Below are 15,168 nucleotides of genomic sequence, written 5' to 3'. Positions count from 1 at the left end.
CTTCGATTGATGATTGGAAGATTGGTGATTGATGATTTCCTCAACCGGTCGTCCGCAATCCCGAAGCGATCGCGTTGATCGAAAGCAGCATCTTCGGGAACATCGACTCCGCATCGGCCTCGCGGTCTCCGGTGACCAGCTCGCGCCACTGCCGCAGGATCGCGATCTGCTGGCGGTGCAGCACCTTCAGCGGAGCCTCGCGGATCGCCAGGGTCTTCGCCATCCGCGGGCGGCGGTTGTCCATGGTCCCGGCGTAGAGCCCCTCTAACAAATCCCGCGTGCGGTGGAACTCCGCCACGATGATGTCCATGAACTTCGCCCGCAGCGCCGGGTCTTCCACCAGCGAGGCATACTCGTTCATCAGGTCGAGGTTCGCGGAGGCGAGGTTCGTCTCCACGTTCGTGAAAACATAGCCGAGGAAGGTCGAGTGCTTCAGCACGTCCCGCAGCGCCGCGAATTGCTCCGGCTGGGAAGTCTTGAGCGCTTCGAGTGCCGAGCCGACGCCGAACCAGCCCGGCAGGTAGAAGCGCGCCTGGGTCCACGAGAAGACCCACGGGATCGCCCGCAAGTCGGCGATCGAGTGGCCCTTCTTGCCGGTGCGCCGCGCGGGTCGCGAGCCGATCCGGGAATTCTCCAGCGCGTCGATCGGCGTGGCCTGGCGGTAGAACTCGATGAAGCCCTCCGTCTTCAGCAGCGCCTGATAGGCCTCCTGGCTCTTCTCCGCCAGGAAGGGCATGAAGGGCTCCGCGGGATCGGCTTTCGGCGCGGTGTGGCGGTGGGTCGCGGTGGTGATCGCGGCACCGGCCAGCAGCAGCTCGAGATTGTAGGTCGCGTTGGCCAGGTTCCCGTACTTCTGGGCAATCGTCTCGCCCTGTTCGGTCATGCGGAATTCACCGCTCATCGAGCCATGCGGCAGCGCCGCCATGAACCAATGCGTCGGGCCCGCGCCGCGCGAGATCGTGCCGCCGCGGCCATGGAAGAAGCACAGCCTCACGCCGCGCTCGTTGCCGGTGACCGTGAGGTTTTCCTGCCCGCGGTGCAGCGCCCATTGCGCCGCCAGGATCCCGCAATCCTTGTTCGAGTCGGAGTACCCCAGCATCACCTGCTGGCTCGGCTTGGTGCCGCCCGCGCACTTCTCATTGGTGCGGCGGGTGAGGGGATGATCGAGGAAAGAGCCGAGAATGCCAGGTGAACGGTCGAGGTCGTCCATCGTCTCGAACAGCGGCACCACTTCCAGCGCGCACCACGCGCCGTCCGCATCCTGATCCATCAGCCCGGCCTCGCGGGCCAGCAGGAAGACCCCGAGCAGATCCGAAAGCTGGCGCGTCATCGACACGATCAGCGCGCCGAGCCCCGCGTCGCCCCACTCCTTGCGATGGCGGACCAGCACGCGGTAGCAATCGAGCACCGCATCCGCCTCGCCGCCGACCCGCGCGGTGTCGTGCAGGAAGGGTCGGTTCGATTTCAGCTCCCCGTTCAGGAAGGTCACCCGCTGCTCCTCGCTCCAACTCGCGTAGTTCGCGCCATCCGGCACGCCCGCGGTCGAGAGCAGCAGCGCGATCGCCTTATCGTGGAATTCGGAATTCTGCCGGACATCCAGCAGCGCCAGGTGGAAGCCGAAGATTTCCAGCTTCTGCCGCAGCGGGCGGATCACCTGCTCTTCCACCAAGCTGCAGCCGGTGCCGCGGATGCCGATCGCCAGCAACTCCAGGTCGGCATCGAGTTCCATGGGCGTCTTGTAGCCCGGTTGGCCGTCGATCTGCCGCTTCAGGCGCGCCGCGATCAGGCCGCAGAGGTGCCGCCATGGCTCCTCGTGGTGGCGGTCGTGGAGGTCGTTTACCACCTCCTCATCTCCGAGCGCGAAGGTGATTTCATCGATCCGCCGTTCCAGCGGCTCGGGGATCTCGTTGAGCTGGCGGGAGAGCGTGAGCTGCCCGGCCACTTGGTCGATCTCGCGCTTGAGAAGCTGGAAGGAAGCGCGGCGCATCATTTCCAGCGCCTTCGTCGTCACCTCGGAAGTGATCAGCGGATGCCCGTCGCGGTCGCCGCCGATCCAGGTGCCGAAGGACAGGCGCGGGATATTGCCCGCCGCGCGCAGCATCTCCAGCGGGAAGCCGGCCTCGCGCCAGGCCTCGGTGAAGTGCAGGTCCAGGCGGTTGAGCGCGGCGGGGAAAAGGTCGCGCAAGTAGTGGATCGCATCCCGCAGCTCGCGGAAAATGTCGGGCCGCACCAAGTGGATCTCGCCGGTCCGCCATAGGGTCTCCAGCGCGGTCACGATCCGCTCCCGGATCCGGCGGCGCTCGCGGTCCGTGTATTTCGGATACTCGTTGCGGACCAGTTCCTCGTAGAGCGCACGGTGGCGCTCGCGCACGGAGGCCCGCTTCGCCTCGGTCGGATGCGCGGTCAGCACCGGCTGCACATCGACATCCGCCAGCACGCCCAGAATCTCCTGAGGTCCCAGCCCCAGCGTGGTCATGTCCCGCAGCGCCCGCGGCCACAGGCCCCGGATCGAGTCCGCGCCCAGCACCTTCTCCCGCTCCCGCCGGATCGCGGCGGCGACCCGCTCCTCCACCATGTTCAGAAGCTGGAAACCGATCGAGTAAAGCTGCTGCGTGCCGTCCGGCGGGTGGCTCTCCGGCACCGTCCCCGACCACGGCAGGTAGGGGATCAGCGACTCCTCGCCCAAGCTCTTGAGTGCATCGCCCAAGCAACCGACGAGGAATGAGAGGGTTTCGTCGATCAGTTCGAAGCCTTCAAGGCGGAGCTGCTCGCGGGTCGGTGGGAGTTCGGTCATCGGCGCGGCCACTAGAGCAGGCAGGATGCCGGGGCGGAAGGGCGATTGCGTCAGCGGCTCAAGCGAAGCGCTCGGGCTAGTCCGGCGGGAAATCGCCGCGAGTCGGCACCTCACAGGGTCCGCCGCGCATATCGTCGATCATCTCGGCTGAACTCATGTGTTCCCAAGGATGGCCCTTTAGGTTCTCCGCAGCCATTTTCTGCAATTCGGCCACCGCTTCGTCCCACTTTGCGCGATCAATTACACGCCGTCCGAGAAGAACGGTAGGTTCCTCATCAAAATCGATCCGGTCCCCGGCTTTCAGGCCGAGGCGCTCCCGGATGGCCAAGGGAATCGTGATCTGGCCCTCGCTGCTGACCGTGGCGATCATTCCGCCAGAGTAAGATTTATCCGATAGGGAAGGCAAGCCCACCGAACGCGCGAAGGGTCCGGCGTAAATCCACCTCCCCCCTAGGTTTTAGCAATCTGTTTTACAAAACGTAAAACTTCGGGTATTCATTTTGTGTGAAAACGGTGTCCGTCCGAGAAATGAAGGCAAACTGGGCCGAGATCGAACGGCAGGTGCAGCAGGGTGAGACCTTCGAAGTGCTCAGCCGCGGCAAGCCCTCAGTGAGGATAGTTCCCGCAACCCCGCGTCCAGTTGTGAAGTGGGAGGACCATTTGGCGACCGCGGTCAAGGTGGAGGGACCTAGCGTCAGTGAAACCGTGGATTATAACCGGGACGGCCGCTGGTGATCTACCTCGATACCAGCGCACTGCTCAAGCTCCACTTTCTCGAGGCTGGATCGGTGGAAGTGCAGGCACTGATCAGCTCTCAAAGCTCTCCTTTGCCGATCTGGAACCTTCAGGAGATGGAGTTTGCCAACGCCCTGCGCTTGAAGGTCTTTTGGAAGCAAATTTCCGAAAGCGATGCCGATGCGCAGTTCGACCACTTCAAGCGAAGGAAGAGTTCCGGCTTCTACTACACCCCGGAGATTAGCCGGAGCGACCTGCTGGATCGCTATCTCCGCCTGACGGCCCACACCGCGCAGCTCGGCTGCCGCACGCTGGATATCCAGCATGTGGCCGCTGCTGTCATCATCGGAGCCACGCTTTTCGTCAGCTTCGATAATCGCCAGCGCCAGCTCGCGGAATTAGCAGGCTTGAAGGTTCAAGCGCTTTGAGTAGGTCGCCTCACTCCACCACGCAGGGCAGCAGCACCGCATCCCGCATCCCGTGGATCTTCTTCTTGTCCGCGGGGGCGAGGGTGGCGAGGACGCCGGCGAGGGAGGTGTGCCCTTGGTCGTCGGTGAAGTAGTAGGGGCAAACGCGGACCCGGCCTTTCACCATCTCGACGCTGCCGTCCTCGCGGAAGACGGGGTGCTCGACGATCCGGCCCTCGTGGAATTCCTGCATGATCCAGGGCTGGGTGCCGAAGTCGGCCATCGCGGCGTGGACCTTTTCGTCCCAATCCCCCTGTGGCATGTCGTGGCCGATGTGGACGCCGCGGGAACCCCAGGCGGTTTCGTGGAAGCCGCTGATCTTGAGCACGAGCCGACGCTGCTTCTGGCTGAAGTGGGCCACCTCCTCCCAGGAATTCACGTCCAGCCCGGGCAGGGCGGCCTGCGGGGGCAAGGGCGAGGGATCAACAACCCAGCTGCGCGGCACGATCTCGCGGATTCGCTCAAGGTGGCTGCCACGCAAGGCCTTTTCCCAGACCGGCTTCAGCGCCGGGGTCCAGAGCAGGGCCAGCCACAGCTTGTCCTCCAGGTGCGGCTTGCAGGGCGGGGTCAGGGGATAGCCGTTCGCAGAGGCTTCGGCGAGAGTCCGGGCGGCGGGGATCGCTTTCCAGTCGAACCACTCGAAGAAGCGGTAGAGCGCACGGCCGTCCGGCTGGTATTCCTCCGCAGCCTCGACGGTTCTGCCACCGCCGGTCTCGCGGGCCAGCCACTCCATCTCGCGGCGGTAATCGGCGGATTCCTGGGAAAGCAGGATCGCGCCATCCTCCGCCAGCACGGAGGAGAAGCCGAAAATCATGCCGTCCCGTCCGCCGAGGACCGGGAATCCGGCATCCGCGTAGAGCCGGGAAAGCCAGGCGGTGATGCCGATCCCTCCGGGCACCGAGTCGAGCTCGGTGAGGGCGAAGCCGCCATCGGTCAGGATCAGGTCCGGGCGGATCACCCGCGGCAGGGCGTTGCGCAGGCCCGGGGATTTCTGAAGCTCCGTCATCCACTCCGGCTTGCCGGTGTCAAGGGTCGCGGCCATCCACTTCGGCAGCTTGCCCGCGCCGCTGCGCCGGTAGAGCTCGTCGCTGACCTGCTGGAATTGCGCCAGCGGATGGCCGAGGGAGCTGAGAGAGCGCGCCTCCGCCTTGGTCAGCTTCAGCGGCTCCGGCGAGTAGCGCCAGCCGCCGTTGAAGAGCCCGCCCTCCGGCAGCGCGGCCGTGATCTGTGCCAGCGTCAGGCTCATTGCATGGACCGCAGCGCGCCGCGGATCAATTCCTCCACCGTCGCGCCCGGCTGGTCATCCAGCATTTTGCGCACCGCCTTGCGGGCGTCCACCTGCTTGTAGCCGAGCGCGACCAGCGCCAGCTCGGCGTCCGCCGTGGCCGGGGCCATCTGGCCGCTCGCGACCTCCTGCCAGGTGTCCGCCATCCCAACTTTGTCCTTGAGTTCCAGCACGATGCGCTCGGCGGTCTTCTTCCCGAGGCCCTTGATCTTGGAAAGCTCCGCGATCTCGCCGCCGACCACGCAGGCCTTGAAACGCCCCGCCGGCATCCCGCTGAGGATCGCCATGGCGATCGCCGGGCCGATGCCGCTGACCCGGTCGATCAGCAGCAGGAAGAGGTCGCGCTCCTCCTCCGTGGCGAAGCCGTAGAGCGTGTGCGCCTGTTCGCGGATATGCAGGTGGGTGCGCAGGTCGACCTTCAGGCCCTCTGCCGCGTGCAGCTTGTCGAAGGTGGAGAGCGGCACGTGAACCTCGTAGCCGACGCCGCCCGCTTCCACGACGAGCCGGTTCGGATACGCTTCCAAAACTATCCCGCGCAGCCGTGCGATCATCGTGGGGCCAGCTTGGACCCGGTCCGGCAACTGCCAAGGGCGAAGTTCCGTCATGTGGAAAGCGGTTTTCGTCCTACGAAAACCCCTCTTTACATGGGGAGACGCGTCCATATAGTCCCGCCCCCATGACTGTCCTCGCCGCTACCGGGCTCGAAATTTCCATCAACCTGCTGTTGGTGGTTTTCGTCCTCATTTCCTTGCTGATGAGCATGATTATCCTCATGCAGCGGCCCAAGAACGAGGGCCTCGGTGCTGCTTTCGGCTCCGGTGCCACCGACCAGCTTTTCGGTGCCCAGACCACCACCGTCCTCCAGAAGGGCACGGTCTACCTCGCCAGCCTGTTTTTCGTCCTGACCATTGTTCTTGCGGTGCTGATCACCAAGCGGAACTCCAGCGGCCAGTCCTTCGTCGCCACGGTCGAGCCGCCTCCGGCACCTGCCGCCCCGGCCTCGATCGCTCCGCCGAGCGAGAAGGCGCTCGAATCCGAAGCGGTGACGCCGCCGGTCGAGGCACCGAAGCCGGTCGAGACCCCTGTCCCGCCGGTGGTCCCGCCTGCTGAGATGCCGGCTCCTCCATCCGAGACTCCAGTGCCAAAGCCAGGCGAAGAGGTGATCAACGATGCCGCCAAAGGTGCCATTATTGGCAACCAGAGCGGTGCCGCTGGCGAAGGCGCACTCATCGGTGCCGGTCTCGGCGCTCCCGCAGCTCCTGAAGGCGCACCGAAGCCCGCTGGCGAGGAAAAGTCTGCGGAGCCGGAAAAGCCGGCCGACAAACCCTGAAGCCCCGGGGCTCCTTTCCAGAATGGCGCGCGGCGATCCTCGCCCCGCGCCTTCTTTTTTAACGGGCATTCGATTTCCCGCTTCCACCTCCCTATACTCGCCGCATGACTCCCGATGCCGAGCTTCCCGTCTGGGAGCGTGAGGACGCCTTCGCCTTGGCGAAGCCGGGCTGGGGCTGGATGGACCGCGCCGGCAATTGCGTGGAGGTTGCAGGCTTCGAGGAACTGGCCCAAGCCGTCGAGAAGGATGCGGGTGCCCGCGTCAATCTCGTCTGGACCCCGGCGGCCAAGGGCTATGTCCTGCCCGAGGAGGTCCCAGAGCTATTCCCGGCGATGCGCGAGGCGCGGATCCGCTGGGCTCGCTGGGACATCCAGGAGGGCCGGCGGCAGATGATGGTCTTCGGCGGGGCGCTGGGAGTGCTGGCCCTGTTCCAGCTTTACCGGCACCGGTTCGACCCGGATTCCGTGCTCAAGAACGGTCCGCTCGGCTTCGCCCTGCTGCTCTTCGTCATCCTCGGCTTCCTGCCTTGGTATCAGGGGCGCAAGCGCCTCGCGCGGGCCCGCTCCTGGGGCGTCGGCGAGATGGCGGAGGATGGGCGGGCTTTCCGCTTCGAAATCTGGCTGGCGATCCAGAAGACCCCGGTGACGCGCCTCCTGCTGGGGCTGCTCGCCATGGTGGGCCTAGTCCAGCTTTTCGCGGAGGTCCGCTACTTCAATGCCATCCACCGGCTCGAAGGACTGAATGCCCTTCTCGGCGTGAAGGAATTCATCTTCAGCGGCTTTAACAAGACCATCCCGGAGGCCGGGCTTACCAAGCCCGGCCTCTCCGACCAGTGGTGGCGGCTGGCGACGGCCCCCTTTCTCCACGGTCACTGGGTCCACTGGGCGATGAATGCCTCCGCCCTCGCCTATCTCGGCAAGCGGGTGGAAGTCTTCGCCCGCTGGCCGCACCTGGTCATGGCCTACCTGATCTCCGCGTGGGTCGGCGGGGAAACTTCCTTGCGCTTCACCTCGGTGACATCCGTCGGGGCCTCGGGCGGGCTGATGGGTTTGCTCGGCTTCCTGCTGGTGTTCGAATCGATGCACCGGCTGCTGGTTCCGGAGAGTTCGCGCAAGCGCCTGCTGGCGGGGGTCGTGCTGACGGGCGTGATCGGGTTCGCCTTCCGGCATTTCATCGACAATGCCGCACACTTCGGCGGGGTGGTGGCGGGCATGGTGTATGCCGCGCTGGTCTTCCCGAAGTCGGCCTCGCCGCACCGGCCGGGCACGACGATGACGGACGTGCTATTGGGCGGGGCGGCGATCGGGGCACTGGTCTGCGCGGCGCTGTTCGCGTGTGGGAAGATGCTCTGATGGCGGAGCGGATGGAGCGAACGAAACGCGGAGGCGCAGAGGTCGCGGGGAAAGGCAGAGGAGAGGCAGAGGAGAGGCAGAGGAGAGGCAGAGGAGAGGCAGAGGAGAGGCAGAGGCAGAGGGGCGGCAGAGGGGCGGTAGTGTCGCCCATGGATGCCGGCGGGTGCTGCTGATAGCCCTCCCGATTCTGGCATTTATATGGAATCGGATTCCGTCGCCATGCCCTCGGCTTCATGCATAGTTCTCACTTAGCTTGATGGTGGTTTCCTCGGGAACGCGCTAGTTAGTCCTATCGAATCCAGGATTCGATGGCAGCCCACATTAAGAATCCTGAAAGTAGGTGGTCCGCGAACCGGTCATCAATGCCTCCCGCCTCGTTTCATTAACAAATCCCATGACAGCACCCCTCCCCATGAAGACATCGGTCAAATCCATCAGGTACTGCCTCGCCCTGCTGGGCTGCACGGTGATTTCCTCGAATGCAGCAGTGCTTTTCACGGATAACTTCGACGCGACAGGGCCCGGCTCTCCCAACGACCAGACTACCAATCCGGGACGCCAAGGCGGCTCTCTGGCCACTCTGGGCTACCTTCAGGCCGGCAACGTGCAGATTGGCAATACGACTACATTGCCTGCGAGTCCAGGCAGCGACGTCGGCGACGAGTTTCTGGCGGCCTTCGCAGGGACCGCCTACATCAATCAAGATTTTTCCAGCGAGACATCTCCTCTTGAGATCACCTTCCGCGGGCTTGTTTCGAGCGCTTCGAGCACCGGTCTGGACAATTGGGTCGCCCTTATGGTTGGGAACGCGACGGGTGTCCCGTTCGTCAACAACGCGAATGTCTCCTCCATCCTGTTCCGCGCGAATGGCGGCACTGAAGTTTGGAATCATGGAGCCAATACTGCGGGCGGATCGAGTGTGGCGCCGGGCTTCGACGTATGGTCGGACTACAAGGTCATTCTATCGGACACGGCGGGCACGGGATCGGCCTTCGGGAGTGGCGGAAGCCGGGCCGATTACTATATCAATGGATCACTCTTGGGAACGCTGAACATCACTCAGTTGACCGCGGGCGAAGGATATATCGGATTCGCTTCCGATCGGATTGTGGGCTATGACAACGTCCAGATCTCCACCGTCCCGGAGCCCTCGTCCGTGATCGTGGGGATCAGCGGCTTGGCCGGCTTGGTCCTCCTGCGCCGCAGGAAGTGAATTCCGATGGGTGCACCCGCGGTGGCGCCCCCGGGTCCGGGGGGAAGGCCGGTTATCATGCCGTGGGCAGGGATGGCCGTGCATTCCCGCGCTAGCGGATCCGTGACCTGTGATCAGGAAAGGCAGAGGAGGGGAGGGAAGGGGTGGTGGGCAAAGCGGCGAAAGCGTCACCGATGGATTCCGCCTGGCGAGTGCGGGCTGCGGCAAGAATTGGCCGTTTCCCACGTTTTACTCTTCTGCCATGATCTATCCGAAGTTCGTTTCCGCCTTCCTCGCCCTCATCGCCATGGCTCCTGCCGCCGATCTCCCGCTACTCGTCGCCCATCGCGGGGCCTCGCATTTGGCACCGGAGAATACCCTCGCGGCCTTCAAGCTGGCTTGGAAGGAAGGCGCCGATGGCATCGAGGGCGATTTCCATCTCAGCAAGGATGGAGAAGTGGTGTGCATCCACGACTACGACACGAAGCGCGTGGCGGGGCAGAAGCTGGTGGTGGCGGAGACGCCGTGGGTGGAGCTTGCCGCGCTCGATGTGGGTTCGTGGAAGTCGTCGGCCTATGCCGGGGAGAAGATGCCGCGGCTTGGAGATGTGCTGGACCTGCTGCCGCCCGGCAAGCGCTTCTTCCTGGAGATCAAGAGCAGTCCGGCGATCGTCGGGCCGATCGCCAAGATCCTCGCGGACAAGCATGCCGACCCGGCGCGGGTGACGATCATCTCCTTCAATGCCGAGGTGATCTCGGAGTGCCGCAAGCAATTGCCAGCTTATCAGGCGCATTTGATTTCGGATCTCAAGGAGTTTGCCGATCCGGTGAAGCGCCGGGGCTATGAGGAGCAGCTCGCGGCCTGCGGATCGCAAGGACTGCAGTTCAAGGCGGCTTCCCCGGTGGAGGGGGAGTGGCTGGCCGGCCTGAAGGCGAAGGGCCTGCTGCTGACTTCGTGGACGGTCGATGATGCGGTGCTGGCGAAGAAGATGATCGGGTTCGGGGTGCAGCATATCACGACGAACCGGCCGGGCGGATTGCGGGAGGAGTTGGGGAAGTAAAAAAACCTGGCGGGCTTTCACGGCGGACGACGCATTACCCACTGACCGGGCATGTTCCGGTCCGAACAACTTCAGCTCCGCACGCGGAGTCCCGAAGCTCTTCTCTTGGGTTTGAGAAGAGGCATTTGCACCTACGTGGGTTCATCACAGCCGGACGCCTTTCGCGAGAGAGGCGTCCGGTCCTATTCCATTCCGTCCGATATCCCATCCTGGATATAGGACGGAATGGAATAGGACCGGGAGGTCCCGGATTCTAGCCACGGCGGTCCGGGCTCTTCTACTGCCAGTCGGACCTTTATCAGCCCACCGAGACGGAGAGATCCTGGCCGATCTTCTCGATCGCGGCGATGAGGGCGGCCGGATCGCCGTCGCCTGCCAGCGAGACCAGGCCCTGGGCGTGGAAGATCGGGTGGCCGGACATCGGGGCGCTTTCGAGGGAGGTCGAGAGTTCCTCGACATTGGCCCCTGCGCCGGCGATGGCGGCGGAGAGTTCGCGGATGATGCCGGGCCGGTCGTTGCCGACGATGTCAATCGACATCGTCTCGCGAGCGGCGGCGGGCGCGGCTTCCTGGCGGCGGGCTTGCACGGCGATGCCCTGCGTTTCCAAGGCGGCCAGCGATTTCAGCAGCGCATCGGCCTGGGCTTCCGGGCACTCGACCCGCAGGATCCCCGCGAACTGACCGGCCAGGTGGGCCATGCGGCTCTCCTGCCAACTGCCCGCGTGCGCGGCGATCGCTTGGGAAAGGGCGCTGACCAGACCGGGGCGGTCGGCGGCGAGGACGGTCATGACGACGGAGGCGTGCATGCCACGATCCAAGCACTGTCGGGTGCGGGGAGTCAGTTCTTTTTTGAAATCCTCACGAATTGTTTAAGAAAAAATGATTATTGACCAAGCGTGATGGCACGGGCTACACCAGCCCGGAATACTGTCCCCGCCGTGATACTTCCTCAAACCCTCAGCCCCCTTCCGGTGAGCCCGAGTGGCAATAGGCCGGAAGTCTCCCCGCCCTTCGAGGACTTCGTCTCTGCCGGCGATGTCCGCAAGGTCATCCTCGGCACCAGCGAGTTTCCCGTGAGCGGCTTGCCTGCGGATGACTTCGAATTCGCCGGTCGCGCCGATATTCCGCTGCCGGAGCGGGTGGCGAAGTGGAAGCCGAAGCCGCGCGAGGTGAAGGTGGAACTGGAAGTGGCCGACCTGGCCTTGGAGACCCCGGTGGTGCATCCGGCCTTCGAGGTGATCCCGCCCGCCCGCCGTGCCGCGCCGCCGCAACTGCGCGAGCGCGCCGATTGCGAGGCTGCCTACGGCCGCTCCAAGCCGAACGAGCGCTGGTGGGTGATCGGCATGGGTCTGGCGGCCTGTGCGGTGCTCTTCTCGGGCACGCTGGTGGATTTCATTTACCGTGAAGCGCTGCGCCGCAGCCACGTGGAGGCCATCGTGCTCCCGAAGCCTGCGGTCAAGCATGCTGCGGACGCGGTCGTGGTGGCAGCCGGGGCCGAGGAGAAAGAAAAGCCGGCCCCCCTGGCGGCGACCGCCGAAGCGGACGAAGAGTGATTTTACCGGGCGATTCCGGATTCGGCTCAGCGGAGGCTTTACAAGCGGGGCGTCGTTGCTAAGTTCCGCGCCCGGCCACAAAAAAGGAGAGATGGCTGAGCTCGGTTTAAGGCACTCGACTCGAAATCGAACGTAGGCTTAAAACCTACCGAGGGTTCGAATCCCTCTCTCTCCGCCATTTTCCCAGGGTCGAACAAGTCGCTTTTGGCGACTCCGATGCGGTCAGTACTCCCAAGGACCCGGTACCCAACGGAAGGCGTCGCCGTCGAGCGCCACATGGCAGACGGAGGGGAACGACAGGTGAGTGGCCACGAGTGCCTCGCGGTTCGCCGCCAGCTCCCGCAGAAGACGGACCCGGACACGGGCCGCCTCCGCAGGGTCGTGTTCGAAGCCGTTGTACCAGTCGGGGTGCTCGAACCCTACCTGGAACAAGGCATCGCCAGCGAACATCAGGCGGTCGCCGCCGGACGCCAAGCGGACCACGCTATGCCCGGGGGTGTGGCCGCCGGTGCGCTGGACGACCACGCCCGGTGCCACCTCATACTCATTCTCGAAGGTCCGCAGCAGGCCGTGGTACTCTTCCAAGAACCGCTTGCCCGTCCGCCGAAGCGCGTCCGGGAAGCCTGGCGGCATGGAGACACGGGAGAAATCGGGCGCCTCCCAGAACTCGGCCTCGGCCGCCGCCACGTGGACCCGCAGATCCGGGCGCAGCCGCTCTTTCACTCCGGGGGCGAGCAAGCCGCCGACGTGGTCCATGTGCATGTGGGTGAGCACCACGTCGGTCACGGCCGAGGGATCGATGCCGGCGGCCTCCAGCCGCTGCGCAAGCAGTCCGGCCCGCTCGAGGTCCGGGAACTCACCTCCTATCCCAGCGTCGACGAGGATGGTCCTGTCGCCGCTGCGGACCACTACCACGTTCAGCGCCCAATCGAGCACGTCCGACGGCAGGAACTTGTCCTCTAGCCAAGCCGCCCGGGCGGTAGGGTCGGCGTTGTGTCCCAACATGGCGCCTGGCAGCGAGAGCACTCCGTCGCTGATCACCGTCACGTCGATTGCTCCGACCTTCAGCGCGTAGCGTGACGGAACCAGCTCGGAGTCGGTTCTGCCGTGGGGGTACCTCTCGTTTACCTGATCGGCGCAGTGGCTGACAGAGGCGTGCGGGGTGTTGTCAGGGCATTCACACTGAACCTGCCGTGAAGCAGGGGTTTCCGCTTCGTTCCCGTTCGATTGGCTATCTTGTGCTGTTTTCATGATCGTATTGCGTGTCTTGTTAGGCGTGGTGTTTGGCTTTTCAGTCCCTTGGGCGAAGCCTTAGATGAGGTGCTTCTTTAGCAGCCCGCGCTTGATGCAGCGCGTCGTGCACTGCGAGCACCGGGCGGATCGCGTTGAGCAGCCCGTGGTCGTGGATGCGCAGCGCCTGACAGAGGCGTGCGGGGTGTTGTTAACCTGCCGTGACGCCGGGGATTCCGCTTCGGCGTCATTGGATGGCCTATCTTGGAGTGTTTTCATCATCGTATCGCGTGTCTTTTGGGGTGGCGTTAGGCTCCCGTTCTTTGAAGCAGCTCTTCCGAGAGTTGGGATTGTTGTTGGTTGTGCTGTCCTACGGAGTGGAGGTCAGGAGCGTGACGGGAATTCGGCACGGGTCCGGCCGCGCTTGAGGAAGCAGGAAACGATTGGCGAAAATTCGCGGATCCTGCCACAAGAGGGAGCGGATCCTTAAGAAGGTAGATGAACGGTGGATGCTGCCTGATCGGCAGGCCGCGCTGCCGGGCTCAAACTCTTCCGAACCGAATCCATGAAACCATCATCCATCAGATCTTTGCTGCTCGTCTCCGCCCTGCTCGCGCCATGCTTGCGAGCGCAGGACGCGCCGGCAAAGATCCGCGAGATCGAGCTGAAGGTGCTGCTCAATCAATACCACGAGGCCGTCCAGGCGCTCGTCGGATCCGCGCGTGAGGTCCAGAGCGGCACCAACGGCAACAGCCCGGATATTCTCGGCAAGCGCCTGCAGTGGCTCGCGGTGGTGGACGGTCAGATCGGCGAAGGCGGCAAGAAAGCTGCCGCCAATCGGGAGGACCTGACGGATAGCGCCGTGACGCTCAACGATCTGGCGTGGAAGATGGTCACTTCACAGGATGCCGGTCCCCGCCATCCGGATATCGCGCTGAAATTGGCCAACATTGCCATTGAGCTGGGTGACGGGAACATCGATTTGAAGCCCAAGATGCTTGATACCAAGGCGCGGGCCCTGTTCCTGCTCGGCAAACGGGACGAGGCGATTGCCGAGCAGGAGAAGGCGGTCGCGGCGGCCACCGTTGCGGCGGAGAAAGCCGGACTCGAAACGACACTCGCCGCCTACCGGAGGGGGGAATTGCCGGAGGTATCCTTGCCGGCCGGAGAGCGTGAACCTTTCTCCCCCGCGGAGGCGGCTTTGGCAGCAAAAGATCTACAAAGCCGGATGGCCGAGATCGTGGCCCTGCAGAGGCGGATCGCAGATGCCGAAAAGGAAAGCTCCGGGCCCAACAAGGACCAAGCCGACCCCTTGAAGGAAGAATTGCGGAAACGGATGGCTGAACTCGCGAAACTTACCGAGTTGAAAGACCCGGCAAGTCAAAAAGGGGACCCGGGCGGCACAGCCTACATCTTGGGAAAACTCCGGAATATTGTCATTCCCACGGTCCAGTTTGAGAACACGACCTTGGAGGAGGCCGCCGAATTTCTAGCGAAGCGGTCCATCGAACTCGATGCGGCAGAACTCGACCCCGCCCGTAAGGGCGTGAATATCGTGGTGCGCCATCCTGTAAAAAAGCCTGCGCCTGCTTCGGGTGAAAAAGGCGGGGAGGCGGAAGCCGTCCGCATCAGAAGTCTCCACCTACGCAATGTTCCGCTGTCCGAAGCGCTCAAATACGTCTGCGAAGCCACCCGGTTTCGCTACAAGGTGGATGACTTCGCTGTCACCCTTATCTCTCCGGATGCGCCGGAAGACCTCTTCAACCGAACCTTCAAGGTGCCACCGGATTTCGGTAGCGCACTCGTCTCGATTCAAGATTTGCTGAAGATGTGCGGCGTCAACTTCCGTGAAGGAGCTTCAGCGACCCTCATCCCTTCCGGCATGCTGATGGTCGTCAATACTCCATCCGAACTGGACAAGATTGAACAGTTGATCGAGGCGGTTCAACACGCGCGGGCCAATGGGGAACCGGACCGACCGGTGCCTGCCGAGGAGGCCCCGTCTCCCGTGAAGCCAGGTGAAAGGTGAGAAAAGTTTCTGACACGGATCCGTTTCGGGATTTCCATGGGCGCCGGCTGGAGTGATCCGGCCGGTGCTTTGCGGTTTGTCTTCCGGTCCGTGATTCCTTACTTCGTTTACGGCGCGCCGTTCCATTTCTGCCCTTGAACCG

14 protein-coding genes and 1 tRNA gene are annotated in these 15,168 nt (G+C 63.9%); 9 read left to right on the top strand and 6 right to left on the bottom strand.

All coding sequences use genetic code 11. The features are described from left to right. Nucleotides 1–40: 40 nt before the first annotated feature. Both ABWK72_RS12940 and ABWK72_RS12935 read right to left on the bottom strand, forming a co-directional pair. Nucleotides 41–2,794 carry a phosphoenolpyruvate carboxylase gene (locus ABWK72_RS12940; RefSeq protein WP_367875215.1) on the bottom strand — a complete coding sequence of 918 codons (2,754 nt, stop codon included), beginning with the start codon at nt 2,792–2,794 and terminating at the stop codon, nt 41–43. Nucleotides 2,795–2,870: 76 nt separating this feature from the next. Continuing rightward, entirely contained in the window at nt 2,871–3,164 is a 294-nt protein-coding gene (locus ABWK72_RS12935; protein WP_367875214.1) for an AbrB/MazE/SpoVT family DNA-binding domain-containing protein, read from the bottom strand. A 134-nt stretch (nt 3,165–3,298) separates the two neighbouring features. Here ABWK72_RS12935 and ABWK72_RS12930 point away from each other — a divergent pair, with 134 nt between their 5' ends. Together ABWK72_RS12930 and ABWK72_RS12925 are read left to right on the top strand one after the other, a co-directional pair. Beyond that, nucleotides 3,299–3,529: a type II toxin-antitoxin system Phd/YefM family antitoxin gene (locus tag ABWK72_RS12930; protein WP_367875213.1), complete on the top strand. Its 231-nt coding sequence runs from the start codon at nt 3,299–3,301 to the stop codon at nt 3,527–3,529. Beyond that, on the top strand, nt 3,526–3,957 hold the full coding sequence (locus ABWK72_RS12925) for a type II toxin-antitoxin system VapC family toxin (RefSeq protein ID WP_367875212.1): 432 nt from the start codon (nt 3,526–3,528) through the stop codon (nt 3,955–3,957). Before ABWK72_RS12930 ends, ABWK72_RS12925 begins: the two co-directional genes overlap by 4 nt. A gap of 10 nt (nt 3,958–3,967) precedes the next feature. Here ABWK72_RS12925 and ABWK72_RS12920 read toward each other — a convergent pair whose 3' ends face one another. Beyond that, complete coding sequence (locus ABWK72_RS12920) at nt 3,968–5,242, bottom strand: hypothetical protein (RefSeq protein WP_367875211.1); 1,275 nt, start codon at nt 5,240–5,242, stop codon at nt 3,968–3,970. Further along, nucleotides 5,239–5,886 (bottom strand): Holliday junction branch migration protein RuvA, encoded by a 648-nt coding sequence (ruvA, locus tag ABWK72_RS12915; protein ID WP_367875210.1) that lies wholly within the window; start codon nt 5,884–5,886, stop codon nt 5,239–5,241. The genes ABWK72_RS12920 and ruvA overlap by 4 nt, the downstream gene beginning before the upstream one ends. Nucleotides 5,887–5,957: 71 nt before the next feature. On the opposite strand from ruvA, the gene secG reads away from it, so the two are divergent. The 4 genes from secG to ABWK72_RS12895 all read left to right on the top strand — a co-directional run bounded on the left by secG (nt 5,958) and on the right by ABWK72_RS12895 (nt 10,215). Continuing rightward, nucleotides 5,958–6,611 carry a preprotein translocase subunit SecG gene (secG, locus tag ABWK72_RS12910; RefSeq protein ID WP_367875209.1) on the top strand — a complete coding sequence of 218 codons (654 nt, stop codon included), beginning with the start codon at nt 5,958–5,960 and terminating at the stop codon, nt 6,609–6,611. A 104-nt stretch (nt 6,612–6,715) separates the two neighbouring features. Further along, entirely contained in the window at nt 6,716–7,963 is a 1,248-nt protein-coding gene (locus tag ABWK72_RS12905) for a rhomboid family intramembrane serine protease (protein WP_367875208.1), read from the top strand. A gap of 394 nt (nt 7,964–8,357) precedes the next feature. Then, nucleotides 8,358–9,176: a hypothetical protein gene (locus tag ABWK72_RS12900; protein ID WP_367875207.1), complete on the top strand. Its 819-nt coding sequence runs from the start codon at nt 8,358–8,360 to the stop codon at nt 9,174–9,176. Between the two features lie 241 nt (nt 9,177–9,417). After that, nucleotides 9,418–10,215: a glycerophosphodiester phosphodiesterase family protein gene (locus tag ABWK72_RS12895; RefSeq protein ID WP_367875206.1), complete on the top strand. Its 798-nt coding sequence runs from the start codon at nt 9,418–9,420 to the stop codon at nt 10,213–10,215. Between the two features lie 298 nt (nt 10,216–10,513). On the opposite strand, the gene ABWK72_RS12890 is transcribed toward ABWK72_RS12895, so the two are convergent. Continuing rightward, on the bottom strand, nt 10,514–11,020 hold the full coding sequence (locus ABWK72_RS12890) for a glycine cleavage system protein R (protein WP_367875205.1): 507 nt from the start codon (nt 11,018–11,020) through the stop codon (nt 10,514–10,516). 132 nt (nt 11,021–11,152) lie between these two features. Between ABWK72_RS12890 and ABWK72_RS12885 the strand changes: the two genes are divergently transcribed. Continuing rightward, nucleotides 11,153–11,767: a hypothetical protein gene (locus tag ABWK72_RS12885; protein WP_367875204.1), complete on the top strand. Its 615-nt coding sequence runs from the start codon at nt 11,153–11,155 to the stop codon at nt 11,765–11,767. Nucleotides 11,768–11,852: 85 nt separating this feature from the next. Further along, nucleotides 11,853–11,945, top strand: a tRNA-Ser gene (locus ABWK72_RS12880). Nucleotides 11,946–11,989: 44 nt separating this feature from the next. Here ABWK72_RS12880 and ABWK72_RS12875 read toward each other — a convergent pair. Further along, complete coding sequence (locus ABWK72_RS12875) at nt 11,990–12,856, bottom strand: MBL fold metallo-hydrolase (protein ID WP_367875340.1); 867 nt, start codon at nt 12,854–12,856, stop codon at nt 11,990–11,992. A gap of 934 nt (nt 12,857–13,790) precedes the next feature. Here ABWK72_RS12875 and ABWK72_RS12870 point away from each other — a divergent pair. Then, entirely contained in the window at nt 13,791–15,026 is a 1,236-nt protein-coding gene (locus ABWK72_RS12870; RefSeq protein WP_367875203.1) for a hypothetical protein, read from the top strand. Nucleotides 15,027–15,168 lie beyond the last annotated feature (142 nt).

This window comes from Luteolibacter sp. Populi, from assembly GCF_040801775.1.
Taxonomy (GTDB): domain Bacteria; phylum Verrucomicrobiota; class Verrucomicrobiia; order Verrucomicrobiales; family Akkermansiaceae; genus Haloferula.
This window is presented reverse-complemented; position numbering and strand designations above follow the sequence as displayed.